The sequence below is a fragment of the Pseudohongiella sp. SYSU M77423 genome (assembly GCF_029911965.1).
Lineage (GTDB): Bacteria > Pseudomonadota > Gammaproteobacteria > Pseudomonadales > Pseudohongiellaceae > Pseudohongiella.
In genome coordinates this window covers 198,809-216,617 of record NZ_JARYTH010000003.1, presented here as the reverse complement: position 1 = coordinate 216,617, position 17,809 = coordinate 198,809, and the positions used below count along the sequence as shown (strand labels likewise).

General features: G+C 56.5%; 15 protein-coding genes. 9 read left to right on the top strand and 6 right to left on the bottom strand.

Annotated elements, in window-relative coordinates:
• The first annotated feature begins 104 nt into the window (after window positions 1-104).
• Complete coding sequence (locus QGM61_RS08640) at window positions 105-1,604, top strand: cryptochrome/photolyase family protein (RefSeq protein WP_281132715.1); 1,500 nt, start codon at window positions 105-107, stop codon at window positions 1,602-1,604.
• Here the strand turns inward: QGM61_RS08640 and QGM61_RS08635 are convergent.
• Window positions 1,585-2,244, bottom strand: a complete 660-nt coding sequence (locus QGM61_RS08635; protein WP_281132714.1) for a response regulator transcription factor — start codon at window positions 2,242-2,244, stop codon at window positions 1,585-1,587. The genes QGM61_RS08640 and QGM61_RS08635 overlap by 20 nt on opposite strands.
• A gap of 229 nt (window positions 2,245-2,473) precedes the next feature.
• On the opposite strand from QGM61_RS08635, the gene QGM61_RS08630 reads away from it, so the two are divergent.
• Window positions 2,474-3,241: a hypothetical protein gene (locus QGM61_RS08630; protein WP_281132713.1), complete on the top strand. Its 768-nt coding sequence runs from the start codon at window positions 2,474-2,476 to the stop codon at window positions 3,239-3,241.
• 339 nt (window positions 3,242-3,580) lie between these two features.
• Window positions 3,581-4,459: a GGDEF domain-containing protein gene (locus QGM61_RS08625; protein WP_281132712.1), complete on the top strand. Its 879-nt coding sequence runs from the start codon at window positions 3,581-3,583 to the stop codon at window positions 4,457-4,459.
• 36 nt (window positions 4,460-4,495) lie between these two features.
• Here QGM61_RS08625 and lipA read toward each other — a convergent pair whose 3' ends face one another.
• The 3 genes from lipA to rpe all read right to left on the bottom strand — a co-directional run bounded on the left by lipA (window position 4,496) and on the right by rpe (window position 7,908).
• Window positions 4,496-5,578, bottom strand: coding sequence for a lipoyl synthase (lipA, locus tag QGM61_RS08620; RefSeq protein ID WP_281132711.1), 1,083 nt, complete (start codon window positions 5,576-5,578; stop codon window positions 4,496-4,498).
• Between the two features lie 81 nt (window positions 5,579-5,659).
• Window positions 5,660-7,162, bottom strand: a complete 1,503-nt coding sequence (trpE, locus tag QGM61_RS08615; RefSeq protein WP_411268760.1) for an anthranilate synthase component I — start codon at window positions 7,160-7,162, stop codon at window positions 5,660-5,662.
• 68 nt (window positions 7,163-7,230) lie between these two features.
• Entirely contained in the window at window positions 7,231-7,908 is a 678-nt protein-coding gene (rpe, locus tag QGM61_RS08610) for a ribulose-phosphate 3-epimerase (protein WP_237132175.1), read from the bottom strand.
• A gap of 554 nt (window positions 7,909-8,462) precedes the next feature.
• On the opposite strand from rpe, the gene QGM61_RS08605 reads away from it, so the two are divergent.
• Window positions 8,463-9,113, top strand: coding sequence for a TorF family putative porin (locus QGM61_RS08605; RefSeq protein ID WP_281132709.1), 651 nt, complete (start codon window positions 8,463-8,465; stop codon window positions 9,111-9,113).
• An 81-nt stretch (window positions 9,114-9,194) separates the two neighbouring features.
• On the opposite strand, the gene murU is transcribed toward QGM61_RS08605, so the two are convergent.
• Window positions 9,195-9,926: an N-acetylmuramate alpha-1-phosphate uridylyltransferase MurU gene (murU, locus tag QGM61_RS08600; protein WP_237132177.1), complete on the bottom strand. Its 732-nt coding sequence runs from the start codon at window positions 9,924-9,926 to the stop codon at window positions 9,195-9,197.
• The gene (locus QGM61_RS08595) at window positions 9,923-11,032 is read right to left on the bottom strand and encodes an aminoglycoside phosphotransferase family protein (protein WP_281132708.1); all 1,110 of its coding nucleotides are present in this window, start codon (window positions 11,030-11,032) and stop codon (window positions 9,923-9,925) included. Before QGM61_RS08595 ends, murU begins: the two co-directional genes overlap by 4 nt.
• A 163-nt stretch (window positions 11,033-11,195) precedes the next feature.
• Here QGM61_RS08595 and QGM61_RS08590 point away from each other — a divergent pair, with 163 nt between their 5' ends.
• From QGM61_RS08590 to QGM61_RS08570, 5 genes are read left to right on the top strand one after another with little or no spacing between them, the layout of a single operon-like run.
• A complete protein-coding gene (locus tag QGM61_RS08590; RefSeq protein ID WP_281132707.1) occupies window positions 11,196-13,739 on the top strand; it encodes an LPS-assembly protein LptD in 2,544 nt (847 codons plus the stop codon).
• Window positions 13,732-15,075 (top strand): peptidylprolyl isomerase, encoded by a 1,344-nt coding sequence (locus QGM61_RS08585; RefSeq protein WP_281132706.1) that lies wholly within the window; start codon window positions 13,732-13,734, stop codon window positions 15,073-15,075. Before QGM61_RS08590 ends, QGM61_RS08585 begins: the two co-directional genes overlap by 8 nt.
• An 8-nt stretch (window positions 15,076-15,083) precedes the next feature.
• Window positions 15,084-16,121 (top strand): 4-hydroxythreonine-4-phosphate dehydrogenase PdxA, encoded by a 1,038-nt coding sequence (gene pdxA / locus QGM61_RS08580; RefSeq protein ID WP_237132181.1) that lies wholly within the window; start codon window positions 15,084-15,086, stop codon window positions 16,119-16,121.
• Complete coding sequence (gene rsmA, locus QGM61_RS08575) at window positions 16,118-16,942, top strand: 16S rRNA (adenine(1518)-N(6)/adenine(1519)-N(6))-dimethyltransferase RsmA (RefSeq protein WP_237132182.1); 825 nt, start codon at window positions 16,118-16,120, stop codon at window positions 16,940-16,942. Before pdxA ends, rsmA begins: the two co-directional genes overlap by 4 nt.
• A gap of 40 nt (window positions 16,943-16,982) precedes the next feature.
• Window positions 16,983-17,804, top strand: a complete 822-nt coding sequence (locus QGM61_RS08570; protein ID WP_237132183.1) for a symmetrical bis(5'-nucleosyl)-tetraphosphatase — start codon at window positions 16,983-16,985, stop codon at window positions 17,802-17,804.
• Window positions 17,805-17,809: the final 5 nt, after the last annotated feature.

Sequence of the window (17,809 nt, the reverse complement as noted above, 5' to 3'; positions counted from 1 at the left end):
GGACTGATCCTCAGCGTCGCAAGAATCGTATCTAGGCTGAACATGAATACGCGAGACGCACGCACCAGCGTGCAGCCAACCGTTACAGGGAGTAGAGACATCCAATGAGCCAGCACGCCGAAAACTCACGAATCCTGGTCTGGTTTAGACAGGACCTGAGGCTGGCGGATAATCCGGCCCTCTCAGTTGCCTGCCAGACGGGAAACATCGTGCCGGTGTATATTCTTGACGACACTAATTCATCCGACGCCGCCATGGGTGGCGCCAGTCGCTGGTGGCTGCACCAGTCGCTGCGGTCACTCTCCAAAGACCTGCAGGGTAAACTTGTGGTGTTGGCTGGCGATCCACAAACGCTGCTGCCGGCGCTTGCCAGTGCGTGTCAGGCTACCCACGTCATGTGGAACCGCTGTTACGAACCCTGGCGCATAACACGCGACAAGAACATCAAGGATGCGCTTCGCAGCTCTGACATTGAGGTCAGAAGCTTTAATGGGTCCCTGCTCTGGGAGCCATGGGAAGTGCTGAAAGACGACGGCACAGCCTACAAGGTTTTTACGCCGTTCTACCGCAACGGATGTCTGAAAGCCGGCGAGCCACCATTGCCTCGCCCCCGGCCACGAAACATCGATATTGCCCCTCTTGGAAAAATCGACTGGGACGGCGGCAAACTGCAGGATCAAACTGGAGACAGGGCGCTGGATCGCCTGCAGCTGATGCCGGACATCCCCTGGTACGAATCGCTGGCAGATGCCTGGAAAGTTGGCGAGCAGGCGGCCAATAAGCGGCTGGACTGGTTCCTCGACGAAGGCCTGCCCGGCTACCGGGAGGGGCGCAACTTCCCGGATCAGGCGCATGTCTCCCGACTGTCGCCACACCTGCATTTTGGTGAAATATCGCCACGACAGGCCTGGCACAGGGCCAAGGCCGCCGGTCTGAGCGCACGCTGGGAGAAAGATCTTGAGACCTTTCTGAGCGAGCTGGGCTGGCGCGAATTTTCCCACTCGCTGCTGTATTTCAATCCGGATCTGCCAGAAAGCCCGATACAGGAAAAATTCCGCCACTTTCCGTGGGCAGGCGGCAAAGCCAGCAAGGACCTATTGAAGGCCTGGCAACGTGGCCAGACCGGTTTCCCTCTGGTCGATGCCGGAATGCGCGAGTTATGGCAGACCGGCTACATGCATAACCGGGTACGGATGGTAGTTGGCTCGTTTCTGGTCAAGAACCTGCGACTACACTGGCACCACGGCCAGGCATGGTTCTGGGATTGCCTGGTGGATGCTGACCTGGCCAATAACAGCGCCAGCTGGCAATGGATAGCAGGCTGTGGCGCCGACGCGGCACCATATTTCAGGGTATTCAATCCAATAACGCAAAGCGAAAAATTTGACCCCGAGGGTGAATACATCCGTCGCTATGTGCCGGAAATCGCCAAACTGCCGGATCGCTGGTTGCACGCCCCAATGCAGGCACCGCACAGCGAGTTGGAAAAAGCAGGTATTGTGCTGGGAGAGACGTATCCGAAAGCGATTGTAGATCTCAAGGAGTCGCGCCTTGCTGCACTGGACGCGTTCAAGTCACTTAAGTCTATAGAAGACCCAGATTGATGGCGCGCAGCACCGCCTGCGTGCGATCCCGTACACCGAGCTTCTCGAGTATGGAAGACACCTGATTCTTTACAGTCCCTTCTGATTTGTGAATCGTGCGGGAAATTTCACGGTTGCTAAACCCACCGGCCATCAAGCGCAATACCTCTATCTCTTTTTCACTCAGGGCATCGGGCGCAGTAGAGTTGTCGAACCCGGGCTCCATCGAAGAGAGACCTTTAAGGATGCGTTCCGTAATCGCCGGCTGGACCAGCGTGCCACCGGCGTGCACACTTTCAATGGCGTCTACCAGACTGTCCAGTGACACATCTTTCAGCAGGTAACCCTTGGCACCCGCCTGTATACCCTCCAGCACAAGCTGACTGTCATCAAACGTCGTCAGGATAATGCTGGGCACCATGCAGTCGGCTTCGCCCATGGCGCGAAGGGCGTCAATACCGGTCATTTTGGGCATGCGGATGTCCATCAGCAACACATCCGGTGTAAATCGCCGGATACCATCAACAACCTGGCTGCCATCTTCAACCTGCCCGACGACCTCAATGCGCTCGCTCAGCTCAAGCAGGCTGCAAATGCCGAGACGGACCAGATTCTGATCTTCGGCGATCATCACACGAATTTTTGTCTGTTCGGACGTCATTGATCTACACAGTATTGTGATTGTTGATTTAAAGACACTTTATTGCTCGACTGCTGGTTCAGGCAGTACAACGGCAAACATACCGTGCCAATCGCTGGTCCGCATTATGACACAGGCTTCGGCTGACCGGGGATAGGTCTTAAGTCATCGCCAGTTTAGTGGCTTCTGGCACTGCTGGGGTAACCCTGACAGGAACATACTTTAGCCAGACTATGAAGAGGGGCTTATTGTGCTGATTCACGAACTTGCGTTCTATGTTCACATCACAGCTGGCTGTGCGGGGCTAATCCTGTTCTGGGTACCCATGCTGAGTCGCAAGGGCTCACCGCAACACAAGCAGATCGGGCGCTGGTTCGCGCGCATCATGTATACGGTGGCAGCGTCCGGACTGATCATGGCGAGCCTGGACCTTGCCTGGCCACTTGTGATGCATCCGGCGTCGACCACACTGACCGACGCGCAGGCGCAGATCAGAATTGCTGAAGTGCGCTATACGGCCGGTTTCCTTTGGTCACTCAGCATACTGGTATTGGTGACAACCCGCCATGGCTGGCTGACCATCCTTCAACGTGAAGACCGTGCGCCACTGCGCAGGCCCTTACACGTGGCACTGTGCAGCCTGCTAATGGCCGCCGGACTGCTCATGCTGTATCTGGGGCTGAGAGGCTACGATCTGTTGCTGCTGGCATTCGGTGCCCTGGAAGTCTGGGTGGCTGGCGGCTGCCTGCACTATGCGTTCAAAGCAACACTTCAGCATCCCAGGGAATGGTGGACCGAGCATTTGGGGGCCCTGACCGCATCAGGTATTGCTGCTTACACCGCATTTTTTGTGTTTGGCGGCGCACGTTTACTGCAGGCATGGATACCGGACTCATTCGCCGGATTGAGCATCCTGCTCTGGGTCGGTCCGGGTCTGGTAGGGGGAATCGCGATTGGTCGCATGACAGCGCACTACCGGCGGCGCTTTGCGCAGCCTTCCCAAAACCAGACTGCATAAGACGATTGATACAAAAAATCTTTCGCTGGGGCGTTACAATTTGACATATACTTCTGGTTTGCCATTATAAAAATAATATGTCAGGAAGCGGGGCCCCGAGTGGAGAGCAACACTCACACGGACGAGACTATCAGATCATTCCAGCAGCTGCGTTTCAGACGCATGCTCTGGGGGTTTACGGCACAGTTGCTCACGATTTTCATCGTGGTAGCTCTATTCTCTTATGGAATGCTTCCATCTTGGGTTGTAGGCGTTTACCTGTCTGTCACCCTCCTTGCCTCCTCCAGTTTTCTCCTCCTGCTCAAGACCAATACAAACCTGCGCTTCAAAGATCCGAGCATGACGGCTGGGCAGATTCTGGTCCCGCTGCTGCCCAGCATTTTTGTCATGTTTTTTGTCACCGATCCTCAGGCCCGCACGGCCTTTTTGTTGACCGCGACCAGTGGCCTGGTGTTTGGCATGTTCGCATTGGCGCGCTCAGGCATGTTGATCCTGAGCATGCTGATTGCGGGTGCCTACCTGCTGCTGCTTGTTGCACTGACCCTGTTTGCGCCGCAACGCATCAATTGGCAGGTGGAAAGTGTCATGGTGTTTTCCTACTTCGCCGTGCTTGTCACCATTTCGTACCTGACCAGTTTTATTGCAGCCATGCGCCGCAAATTGCGTGAGCAGAATCATCGTCTGGAGCAACTGGTCATTCGCGACCCATTGACGGAACTGCCCAATCGCCGCTGCCTGATGGAACGTCTGACATCCGAGATGTCGCGTTTTGAACGCCGCACGCCAGAGCCGAGCAGTCTGTGTATCAGCATGCTTGATGTCGACCACTTCAAGCGAATCAATGACACGCTGGGTCACGATGTCGGCGACACGGTTTTGCGACGCATCAGCGAGACTCTCAGTAACGCCTTGCGCAAGAGTGACTTTGTAGGACGTTTTGGCGGAGAAGAATTTGTCGTAATTTTGCCAGAGTCGAGCCTTGAACAGGCAGAGCAATCGGTTATGCGATTGCAGGAGGCCGTGGCTGCGCTGGAGATACCAGAGTTGCCCAATGGTCAACGGGTCACCGTGTCGCAGGGATTAACAAGATACTATCCGGGCGAGCGAATCGAGCAGACCCTGAAACGAGCCGACGAAGCTCTTTACCGGGCCAAGGCCGCCGGACGTAACTGCATTATCGTTGTTGATCCGGACGATGAAGATCCATTCCTGAACTGAGTATTTATCTGCAGCGTTGCGGCCGCCGCTTGTCGCTCAGCCAATCTGCGTCAATGGGATGCGGCCGTCAGCCTGCGTAGCATCAGCAGCCGGCTCAGTCACGGCAACTTCCGGCATGTCGGGCAATGGAATACCCAGATTGTTTTTCTCGAATACACGATCTGCCCGGTAACTTGAACGCACCAGCGGGCCGGACGCTACTTCCATGAAACCTTTTTCCAGGCCAATTTCCCGGTAACGACGAAACGCCTCGGGTGTGACAAAGCGTTCCACTTTCAGGTGATTGCGGGTGGGCTGCAGGTATTGCCCCAGTGTCAGGATGTCGACATTGATGGCGCGCAGATCGTCCATGGTCTGCAAAATCTCTTCATCGGTTTCGCCCAAACCCAGCATCAGGCTGGTTTTGGTCAACACGTCGGGGCGGTGCTGTTTGGCGAAGGCCAGTACATCAAGCGTGCGCTGATATCCCGCGCGGGGGTCACGCACAGGATGTGTGAGTCTCTCAACAGTCTCTACATTCTGGGCAAACACTTCCAGCCCGGAATCCACAACTCGTGCAACAGCCTCAAGATTGCCGCCAAAATCAGGCGTCAGGGCTTCCACCACCACCTGCGGTGTGCGCTGCTTTATGGCCGCGACGCAGGCTGCGTAGTGTGCCGCCCCGCCATCGTCCAGATCGTCACGATCGACAGACGTCAGGACGATATAGCGCAGGCCCATCAACTCGACGGATTCCGCCACGTGGGCCGGCTCGTCCTTGTCCAGCCAGCCATTCGGGTTGCCGGTGTCTACGGCACAGAAGCGACAGGCGCGCGTGCAGACTGACCCCATGACCATAATTGTGGCCGTACCGTTATTCCAGCATTCGCCGATGTTCGGGCAATGTGATTCTTCGCAGACAGTACTGAGTTTGTGCTCGCGAACGTTCTGCCGCACGGCATCAAACCGCTCACCACCGGGCATCCGGGCGCGCAGCCACTGAGGCTTGCGCTGTGTCGGCTCTATGACCGTCGCTTTGCCAGATGATGCCTTGATTCCATCCTTGATGGCAGCAATGCCATGCTCACTGCGGAACTTGCTGCCGCTGGGGATGGATGGTGGGCGCTTGTTACTGCTCATTGACGAGTATCCTGTGGATTACGGTGTTGCTGCACCTGGAACAAAACAGGACCGCAATCATACCTGATTTGTCTCAGACCTTCATGTGCCGCGGGATGGCTCAAGTTTCAGCCCGCGCTGCGCAAGGGCTACTGCACGGAATATGGCACGCGCCTTGTTCATGGTCTCTTCCCACTCTGAGCGCGGCACAGAATCAGCCACCACACCGGCTCCGGCCTGCACAAACAGCGTCTGGTCCTTGATCACCGCAGTGCGAATCGCAATTGCCATGTCCATATTGCCGTTCCAGCCTATGTAGCCCATTGCGCCACCATAAACCCCTCGTTTGACAGGTTCGAGTTCGTCAATGATCTCCATGGCGCGGACTTTGGGTGCACCACTCAGTGTGCCCACCGGAAGAGTCGCCTTCAGCACATCCAGTGCCGTCTTGTCGTCTCGCATTTCGCTTTCAACAATCGAGGCGATATGCATAACGTGGGAATAGCGCTCCACAAACATTTTTTTCGGCACCGTCACGCTACCGGTTTTGGACACTCGACCAGAATCGTTTCGACTCAGGTCGATCAACATCAGATGCTCTGCGATTTCCTTGGCATCGGCCAGCAGCTCCTGCTCCAGCGTCTTGTCCTCTTCCTCTGTCTGGCCACGCTTGCGCGTACCTGCCAGTGGGCGAACCGTGATCGTGCCATCTTCAAGCCTGGCCAGAATCTCGGGCGAAGCGCTGACAATATGGTGGTCGCCCATATTGAAGAACACCATGTAAGGCGATGGATTCAGGTAGCGCAATGCCCGGTAGGCATGTATCGGGTCGCCCACAAAAGGTACCGACATACGTTGCGCCAGCACCACCTGCATGACGTCGCCAGCCAGAATGTAATCCTTGATACTATCAACCGCACTTTCGAAAGGTGCCTGCTGAAAGCTGGATCTGAAATCCTGCTCCTGCAGCTGGGCATCGGGCATCTGCTGTTCGATGATCGGCTGGCTGAGCGGCTGCGCCAGTCGGGACTCAATATCATCGAGGCGTTTCATCGCATTGTTGAAGGCATTAGGCTGTGAGGGGTCGACGTTGCAGACAATGGCGATAGTCCCACGCAGATTGTCAAACACCACCACTTCTTCCGACACCATCAGGACAATTTCTGGCGTGCCGATTTCGTCGGTGCCAGTCGCCGCACCGAGTGTCGGCTCCACATAACGAACAGTGTCGTAGCTGAAATAGCCGACCAGGCCACCGCTGAATCGTGGCACGTCGGATATTGGCGCCACGTTATACTCTTTTTGAAACGACTCAACAAAAACAAACGGGTCATCGTAGCTTTCACTGCTGACCAGCTTGCCGTCGGTTTCCACCTCTACCTGATGATCGCGCACCTTGATCACTGTGCGACAGGGCAGACCGATCATGGAGTAGCGCCCCCACTTCTCACCTCCCTGTACCGACTCAAACAGGTATGTGTATTCGCCGCCAGCCAGTTTGAGGTAGGTGCTCAGAGGTGTCTCAAAATCCGCGAGCACTTCGCGCACCACTGGAATACGGTTGTAACCTTGGGCCGCCAGCTGCGTGAAGCGGCTTTCATCCAGACTGCGTGCCGATATTGCGGGAACATCTTGTTGGGTGGGCTTGGCGCTCATGCCGGATCAATCTCCTGTCACGCGGTCTGTGTCTGTGCCAGCTGCTCGCGCATGGCGGTTATCGTCGAGCGATAGTCATCGCTGTTGAAGATGGCCGAACCGGCAACAAACATGTCGGCTCCAGCGCGTGCGATTTCACCTATATTGGCCGGCGTGACACCACCATCCACTTCCAGACGAATGTCATAACCACTTTCATCAATCAGACTGCGGATCAGCGCCAGCTTTTTGAGTGCCGACGGAATGAACTTCTGACCGCCGAAACCGGGGTTGACGGACATCACTAGAATCAGGTCCACCTTGTCCAGCACATACTCCAGGCATTCCAGTCCGGTGGCCGGGTTCAAAACCAGCCCGGCTTTGCAGCCGCTATCACGGATCAGTTGCAGAGAACGATCAACGTGCTGCGAGGCTTCCGGGTGAAAACTGATGATACTGGCGCCAGCCTTGGCGAAATCCTGAATCATGCTGTCCACCGGTGAAACCATCAAGTGCACGTCGATGGGCGCCGTTACGCCGTACTTGCGCAGCGCCTGGCATACCATCGGCCCGATGGTCAGATTGGGTACGTAGTGATTGTCCATCACATCAAAATGCACCACATCGGCTCCTGCGGCGAGCACATCGTCCACTTCCTGACCCAGGCGGGCAAAATCAGCGGAGAGAATCGAAGGGGCGATCAGAAAGTCTTTCATAATGGATGATCCCTGCGGACAGCGCGTTAAAAAACCATCATTTTAACGTCTATTGCGACAAATTGCCTGACCCATTCTCCGCCTTATTATCTGCAGAGAGCTGGTGGTTCAGCGCAGCAAGCCATTCCAGTGTGCCAATATCCTGCCAGTCGCCATCGAAAACTTCTACCGCGTCATTGTCAGCGGGCTCATTCAGCAGGAAATCGTGGGCATTTCAGCTTGAACAGGGGGGATTTCCCATAGAGTGAGCAACATGAAATGGGCAGGTTATCCGACAAACGCTCGTAAAGGGGCGTTTGTTTGACCCATATTCGCTCGGCACTTATTCGATTGTGTCACATTCTTGTGCAAGCCGATAATGAGCCGCACCAACTTAGTGCAAAACCTGTGCCCGAAATACTCATTCCGTCCGTTAAATGGCGTAGTTGGCCGCAGTTTTCAACATTGGCCCGCTCCTTGCAAAACATCAAATCAAGAAAGTCATTACTTTCGAAAGCGTAGAAATAACGCAGCACAGACTACCATCAAGCAAAGATTTATCTTGGAGAAAACTTATGAAACGATTGACCCAACTCGCAGCAGGCCTGGCACTGGCATCAAGCGCACTGGTAGCTTCCACCAGCGCATCAGCCGAAGTTTCTTACAACATCGGTTATGCATCTGAGTACTACTTCCGCGGTGTTTTGCAAAAGAGCTCCTCCGCCAGCGCTGGCATCGACTACGAGGCCGATGGTTTCTATGTGGGCAGCTGGGCAGCAGACGTGGGCGATGGCCTGGAAGTCGATGGTTACTTTGGTTACGGCATCGAAACTGAATCTGGCGTTTCTGCCAGCATCGGTTACACCGGCTACTTCTACACCGGTGAATTCGACGACACTTACCAGGAAATCAACTTCGGGCTGGGTTATGGCATGTTCAGCCTGGGCTACTCGGTAGGTGAATGGGATGGTTTCGGCGCCAGCCAAGACTACGACTTCCTCGACCTGACCATCACTGGCGAATCTGGCCTGTACGCCACAGTGGGCATCTGGGGTGACGAGTTTGACGGCGAATACCTGGAAGTGGGTTACGGCTTCAGCTTTGCTGACTTCGATATGGGCATCGCGGGCATCATCAACAGCGAAGAGCTGTCTGACGAGTTAAACTCCAGCGGTAGCCCGACTACCGGCGAAGGCATTGTGTTCTCAATCGGCAAATCCTGGTAAGACACACCTGCAGACCCACATCTGCATTTTAAAGGGGACGGAGGGATTTACGCTTAAATCCCTCCGTCCCCTTTAACTTCTCTATTGCAGTAAATTGTCTGACCCACTCTCTGCCTTCTTCTCAACAGAGAGCTGGTGGTTCAGCGCCGCCAGTCTCTCGGGTGTGCCAATGTCCTGCCAGTCGCCTTCGAACACTTCACCCGTCACACCACCTTCCTGCATGGCATTGCGCAACATCGGCCCAAGCGGCAGAAAACGTTCAGACTCACCCGCAAACAAATGTGGATGTAGCACGCTGATTCCGGCATACGTCAGTTTTGGCTCACCGTGCTCTGATACTATGCCGCTGTCGCTCAGGCAGAAGTCTCCTGCAGGATTGTGAGGTGCATTGCGAATCAGCACCAGATGCGCCAGGCGCGAAGGGCCGAGCTGTCTGGCAATTGGCAACAGGCGCTGGTAGTTGAAATCGGTCCACACATCGGCATTGGTCAGGATAAATGGCTGATCCCCAAGCATGGGCATGGCGCGGATTATGCCTCCAGCAGTTTCAAGCCGCTCAGGTTCGTCTGAGAAATGTAAGCGAACGTCATAACGGCTGCCATCGCCCAGCGCAGTCACGATCTGTGACCCCAGGTGATGAAGATTGATAACGATATCCTGTACACCGGCCTGACGCAGCCGTGCGATCTGCCATTCGATAAGCCTGCGGTCGCCAGCAGGCAGCAGGGCTTTGGGGGTCGTTTCCGTCAGCGGCAGCATGCGCTGCCCCAGACCGGCGGCCAGAATCATTGCCCTCGTTGCGGTCGCACTCATGAGATTCCCAGATCGCTCAATTTCTGCTGCATCGCCGGCATCGGTCCACGCCGGAACCAGTCCACAAATTCCGCCAGCTCGGCATGTTCAGCCGCAACTGTAGAAACATAATGCATGACCAGCGGCAGATCAGCCAGATAGCGCTGCTTGCCATCGCGCAGCGCCAGCCGGCAAAAAATACCCAGCACTTTGATATGCCGCTGCAGCCCCATGAGGTCAAAATCCCGCTGCATATCCGCATCGGTGTATTCTGCAGGCACTACACCGCGCTGGCGTGCCAGCTGGGCATAGCTGTTTACCCAGCGACGCACATCCGCGGCTGGCCATGCCACATAACAGTCGCGCAGCAGCGACACCAGGTCATAGGTCACCGGACCAATGACGGCATCCTGAAAGTCAATCACACCGGGGGGCTGATCCTCGTGATGGACACCTTCGGCGTCAATGGGGATCATCAAGTTTCTGGAGTGGTAGTCGCGATGGACTCGGACCTGCGGCTGTTGTAGCGCCGCATCACACAGCAGCTGCCGAGTCTTCTGCAAAAGCGTGCGCTCACTGTCTGATATTGGCCAATTGAGCATTTCAGCGCAGAACCAGTCGTCGAACAGGCGCATTTCCTGCTCAAGCCGACCACGATCATAGGGCGGCAATTCGCTTGCATGCTGGTCTGCCTGCAGATCGAGCAGCGCCAGCATGGCCTGACCGTATAGTTTCTCTACACGTTCCATATCACCGTCGCGCTGGGCTTCCAGAAGCGCCGGCCAGTAAAGCTGATCACCAAAGTCTTCCACTATCAGAAAACCCTGTTCAAGATTCTGGGCCAGAATCTCGGGCGTGCGCATGCCGGCGCGGCTGAACTCTGCGGCAGCACGCACAAACGCCGGGTTGTCTTCCCTGTCCGGCGGCGCGTCGACCAGCAAGCGTGTTACGGCATGGATGCTACAGCGAAAATATCGCCGGAAACTGGCGTCGCCACCCAGTGAATGGGCATGCAACGGCCCAGGGTCCCGCCCGTCGCGCTCTGTTATGGCCTGTCGCGCCCAGTTCTCGAGTTGCTCCTGACGCCTGGCCTGAATGGCGTCAACATCCGATTTTACTGTATTCATTCTGTCTCCACCGAAACTATCCCGGCTTTATATCAAAACCCCAATGAATTATCATGCGGGCGCTACTGCCGACGCCATCGGGCACGGACGAAGCCGCCCTATTATCGCCTTTTCGCCGAGTTTTCGCCGACTGGATTTTTTGCCGACTGGATTGCCTGACACTATGCCACGCCCTTCGTTGTTCACTTTGCTGCCGTCAGGCTCTGTCAGACCCGTCACGGTCACAGCGCTTTCGTTCGGCAGCCTGGTAGCCATGATGACAGCTGGCCAGGCCATTGCTCAGACGCCGACCAGCGAGCACGCCAATACCGCTCCAGGTGCTGCTGGCACCGGCATTATGCGTGACTGGACGCCACGCAGTGAACTGCCGACGGAGCTGTTGCAGCAGTTACGCAGCGCGTGCTGCGGCATGTTCGTGGAACCAGAGCTGACCGGCGAGTACATCGACCTGGAACCCGATCAGGCGCCCACCGAAGTGCAGACTCAGACCCGTGTCCGCCAGCCTGAGCCATATCAGCTTTACGTGGACGGCGCCGTTAATGTGCAGCAAGGCTATCGCAGCCTCACAGCCAGCGATGGCATGCACATGAACGAAGAGACCAACATCCTGACCCTGCAGGGCGACGTGCTGTTTCGCGAGCCTGGCTTTCTGATCACCGGCGAAGGCGCAGTGCTTGATCAAAACACCGGTAACAATGAGATTTCTCAAGCTGCCTACGTAATGCATGAAACACAGATTCACGGCAGCGCTGACCAGCTTAGCTACAACAGTGAAAGCGGCATGCTGACGCTGGATAATGGTGCTTTCAGCCGCTGTGAACCAATGGACCCGTTCTGGGTCATGCAGGCCAGCAATCTGCGTCTGGACAACGCATCAGGCGTTGGTTATGCCAGCAATGTCACACTTCGAATCAGCGACATACCCGTCTTTTACTACCCGTGGACACTGCAGTTCCCGATCAGCGACCAGCGCGTCTCCGGAATACTGCCGCCATCCATCAGTAACAGTCGCGACAGCGGTCTTGATATTGCCGTGCCCTACTATTTCAATCTGGCACCGCACTATGACGCCACCCTGACGCCGCGCCTGATGACCGAACGCGGCCTGATGCTGAGCGGCGAGTTTCGCTACCTGGCAGACTGGTCCATGAATACGGTCAATCTGGCGCTGCTGCCAAAGGACAACACCTACGACGCAGCACGCGCTGCCCAGCCAGGAAGCGACACACCATCGGTGGAAAAGCGCTGGTTTGCCGGCTTTGAGCACGAAGGTCAGCTGGGCGAGAACTGGCGCACTTTCGTGGACTACAGCTCCGTCAGCGATGCCGATTATTTTCGGGACCTGGGCAGCCGCGACCTGAACGTGGAAAGCCGCACCCATCTGAACAAAGAGGGTGTTGTGACCTGGCAGAACAGCCAGTGGCAGGCTCTGAGTCGCGTCCAACGCATCGAAGTGCTGGATCCGTACGTGGCATCGATAGACATCAACAAGCCCTTTGATCGCCTCCCTGAGCTGCAGCTGAACGGACGCTTCGAAGCCGGCTCAATGCTGGAATACGGCTTTGACAGCAGCCATGTCAGCTTTGATCGCTCCCTCAGTCGCGAGCTGCTCAGCGATGAACAGGTCAACCAGGGCGCCCTGGTGACTGGTGAGCGCCTGACGGCAGAGCCCTGGGTCAGTCTGCCACTGAGAACTCCCGGATACTTCGTCGTCCCTACCGCACGCTATCGTTATGCCTCCTGGCAACTGGACCAGCAGGCGCAGCAGACACCCTCCAATCCTGATCGCGGTGTAGGTGTTTTCAGTCTGGACAGCGGACTGGTCTTTGAACGTGACCTGCAGCTGGGCGGACAGACCATGACTCAGACGCTGGAGCCACGCCTCTATTACCTGTACAGCGAGCGCGAAGACCAGCAGTTTTTGCCAAGCTTTGACACTGCCCAGCTCAATCTCAATTTTAACCAGCTGTTTCGCCACGATCGTTTCAGCGGACCTGATCGAGTGGGTGATGCCAATCAGGTCAGCGCCGCCGTTACGACACGATTTATCGACAGCGGCGGCATTGAGCAGGCGCGCTTCAGCGCCGGCCAGATATTTTATTTCGAGGATCGCACTGTCTCGCTGGACAGCCCGCTGCAAAGCTGGCTGCTGTTGCAGCCACTGAACACTGAGCGATCTGCACTGATTCTGGAAGGAAGCTATCGTCCGGCACAGCGCTGGCAGATGATGGCCGACCTGCAGTGGGACCAGGAAAACAGCAATGTGGACGAAGGCAGTGTTGCAGTACAGTTCCGGGTGGACGACGAACGTATAATCAACGCAGCCTTCCGTTACCGGGAACGAACTGATGTGTTTCTGCAGGCTCCGCCGCTGCTGGACCCAGTGATCAAGCAGACTGACATCTCTGCAGTCTGGCCGGTGAACGATAACTGGCGCGTCTTCGGTCGTTGGAACTACGATCACAGCAACAGCCGGAACCTTGAAACGTTTGCAGGGGTCGAATACAGTAATTGTTGTTCCACGATGCGCCTGGTCGCTCGCGACTGGGTGGACGAATACGAATTTTTTGCGCAGGACAGCCGCCAGAACCGTGGCATTTTCTTCCAATTCACGCTGCTCGGCCTGGGCGATCTGACCGGAGGCGGCCTGAGCAATCTGCTCACGCGCGGCATACCCGGATTTAAGGAGTACGATGTTAATGATTGATTTTATGAACCGACTGGCAGGGCAGTCACGCGATCACTTGAGCCGTGCCGCCCTGCTGGGCAGCGCGCTCCTGTTGCTGATGACTGCCACGATCCCGTCTCAGGCGGCAGAACGTCAGGTCCTGGACAGAGTGATAGCAATCGTCGATGACGGCGTCATTCTGCAAAGCGAATATGAAGAGCGGCTTGCCGAAATTCAGCAACGTGCTGCGGAAACAGGCATGCAGTTGCCTCCGCCTGCAGACCTCCGCAACCAGGTCATGGAAAACCTGATTGTTGAGAACCTCCAGCTGCAAATGGCTGAGCGCGTGGGTATCCGCTTTGATGACGACACGCTTAACCGCGTGATTGCCGACATCGCCCAGCAGAACAACATGAGTTTCGATCAATACGTCAGCCTGCTCGAAGCACAGGGCATGTACCTGAACACACGCGAACGCATTCGCCGTGAACTGGCGATCAATGAAGTGCAGCGTGGCCTGGTCAACCGTCGCATCAGCATTACTGACCAGGAAATCGAAAACTACCTCAACTCCGAAGCTGGACGTACCGCAATGGCACCAGACTATCTGGTGGATCAGATTCTGGTTCCGTTTCGCGATACCGACCCCCAGCAGCTGACAGCCGCCAAGCAGGCCCTGGTGCAGGACATTTACCGGCGTGCAGAGGATGGCGAGGACTTCGCCCAGCTACGCATGGAAGCCCAGCAGCGTGCCAGCGAACTGGGCTTTGCCGTCAGCGGCGGTGAGCTGGGATGGCGCAAACGTGAGGAACTGCCATCGCTGTTCGCCGAATTTGTTCCGGACCTGAGCATTGGTGATGTGCAGGAACCCGTGCAGAGCGCCAATGGCATGCATATTGTCAAACTGTCAGACGTGCGCGGCGATTCAAATCGCCTGGTCGAGCAGACTCAGGCGCGACACATCCTGGTGGCACCCAATGAAATCCGCACCGAAGAGCAGGCCCGCCGACTGATCAATGAAATCCACCAGCGCATTAAGGACGGCGAGGATTTCAACGTACTGGCCCGCCAATATTCAGATGACACCATGTCTGTCGTTGCAGGTGGTGACCTGGGCTGGGTCAGTGACGGTGGCATGCCTCCCGAGTTTGCCGCAGAGGTAGCGGATCTGCCGGTCGGCGAACTTAGCGAACCTTTCCGTACCAGCTTTGGCTGGCACGTGGCCGAGGTCACCGGGCGCCGCGAACAGGATCTGAGTCGCGACTACCGTCGACAGCAGGCTCAAAATGCACTGCGTGCCCGTAAGTTCGACCTTGAGCTGGAGAACTGGATTCTGGAAATCCGCGACGAAGCTTACGTCGAATATATTGACTAACGGCGGTGATGGTGAGCCTTCCCCTGCTAATCACACCCGGTGAGCCTGCCGGTATTGGCCCTGACCTGCTGGTCCGCATCATGCAGGAACCGCAGGCACTGCCAGCCGGCGTAAAGCTGGTTGCGGTGGCAGACCCTCTGCTGCTGCAACAGCGTGCGGCGATGCTGAAGCTTCCGCTGACACTGAATACCTGGACGCCGGACTCTGCGCTCTCCCAGGACGCAGCCCTGGCACAGGCGGGGACGCTAAACGTGCTTCCCGTGTCATTAAATAGCCCGGCCATCCCAGGCCAGCTGACGACTGACAACGCTTCCTACGTGCTGGCGACACTGCGAACCGCCGCGCAGGCCTGCCTTGACGGCCAGGCAGCTGCAATGGTGACAGCTCCCGTGCACAAAGGTGTCATCAACGATGCCGGCATCGCGTTCTCCGGGCACACTGAATTCCTGGCTGACTTCTGTGGAGTTGAACAGACAGTAATGATGCTCGCCACTGCCGGGCTGCGAGTGGCACTTGTTACCACTCACCTGCCTCTCAAAGACGTGGCTGCAGCCATTACGGCGCCTCGTCTCACACGGGTGATCAAGATTCTGCATCAGGACCTGCAACAAAAGTTCGGCATCAGAAATCCGCGCATTCTTGTTTGCGGACTGAACCCCCATGCAGGAGAAGGTGGTCATCTGGGACGTGAGGAAATAGAAATCATTGAACCTGTGCTGACCCGATTGCAGTCAGAGGGTATTGATTTGCGCGGCCCACTCCCGGCCGACACCTTATTCACGCCCAAGTACCTGGAGGATGCCGATGCTGTTTTGGCCATGTACCACGATCAGGGCCTGCCCGTTTTGAAGTACCGCGGCTTTGGTCAGGCCAGCAACATCACCCTGGGGCTGCCAATCATTCGTACTTCAGTGGACCATGGCACGGCTCTGGATCTGGCTGGCACAGACAAAGCGAATACCGGCAGCCTGTTGACCGCGATTGCCACCGCCTGCGAAATGGTGAATGCCATCTCGCAGGCCAAGCCAGCGGCAGCCAGCCTATGACCACGCCCGCCATGTCTCTGCCGGAGCACCGCGCACGCAAGCGGTTCGGACAGAATTTTCTGCATGACCAGAATGTCATACAGCGCATCCTGCTGGCGATCGCGCCAGAGGCTGGCCAGCACATTGTTGAGATCGGTCCGGGCCAGGCTGCCATTACCGGGCCACTGGTTGAAAGTGGCGCCCGCGTTGACGCTATCGAACTTGATCGCGACCTGGCGCAATGGTTGACGCAGCGATTCGCTGACCAGCAGAGCTTTTCCCTGCATCAGCAGGATGTACTTAAATTTGACCTCGGCACGCTCTCCGATCAGGCGCGCAGCCTGCGTATCGTTGGCAACCTGCCCTACAACATCTCGACTCCCTGCATATTCCATTTGCTGGAGTATGAGCCGCTGATAGACGACATGCTGTTCATGCTGCAACTTGAAGTGGTTCAACGACTGGCTGCCACCAGCGGAGATCCACAGTACGGCAGACTCTCCATCATGGCTCAGTATCACTGCCAGATCGATCATCTTTTTGATGTTCCACCCGGCGCTTTTCGACCAGCACCAAAAGTAACCTCAGCCATTGTGAGGCTTCGCCCGTGGCGTGAGAAACCATGCGTGGCGGCTGATATCCCGCTGTTCGAGCGCGTAGTGCGTGACGCATTTTCGCAACGTCGCAAGACATTGCGCAATGGGCTCAAGCGCGTGATGCAGGAGTTTGGTGTGAGCGACCTGCCCGTCGATCTTGGGCTCCGCCCTGAAAACCTGTCGCTGGCAGACTACGTAAACCTGTCGAATGCACTGATCAGACAAAAAGCAGCGGACGATAAATGAAGTTACCTGGCACTGACACGAACAAAAGGGATAGATGCTGATGGCTACCTACGCCATTGGTGACATACAGGGCTGTTACAAGCCCCTGCGCAAGCTGCTCAAGGCGGTGGACTTCAAGGTCGGAACCGACGAACTCTGGTGCGTCGGTGACCTGATCAATCGTGGCCCGAAGTCTCTGGATACCCTGCGCTACCTGCGGGACATGGGTGAGTCAGCAACCATCGTGCTGGGAAATCACGACCTGCATTTTTTGGCGCTGTTTTATGGCTGCGCACCTGATGATGTCAGCAACCGCCACACCCTCGATCAATTGCTGGCCGCGCCAGATTGCGGCGAGCTGGCCGACTGGCTGCGCCAAAAGCCTCTGGCGCACTATGACTGCGTCCCGACGCAGCAGGGTGTGGAGCATTATCTGATGGTACACGCGGGCGTTGCTCCTGGCTGGACATTGCAGAAAACACTGGATCTTGCCGCAGAAGTAGAACTGGTGCTGCGCGGCAGCGACTTTAAAAAATTCCTCACCAAGATGTACGGCAACAAGCCGGCCCGCTGGCGTGATGAGGTTACCGGCTACCGACGCCTGCGCCTGATCACCAACTACATGACTCGACTGCGCTTCTGCAATGCCAAAGGCAAGATGGACTTTACCATCAAAGAAGGGGCTAATAACGCACCAGAGGGTTTCCGGCCGTGGTTCGAGTACGAGCAGATCAGCCCTGAGGTCAATATACTGTTCGGGCACTGGGCGGCGCTGCAGGGCATTACCGGTAAGGACCATGTCTTTGCACTCGACACCGGCTGTGTGTGGGGCCGCGAATTGACCATGATGTGTCTGGAAGACCACAAACTCTACAGCGTCTGATAGAC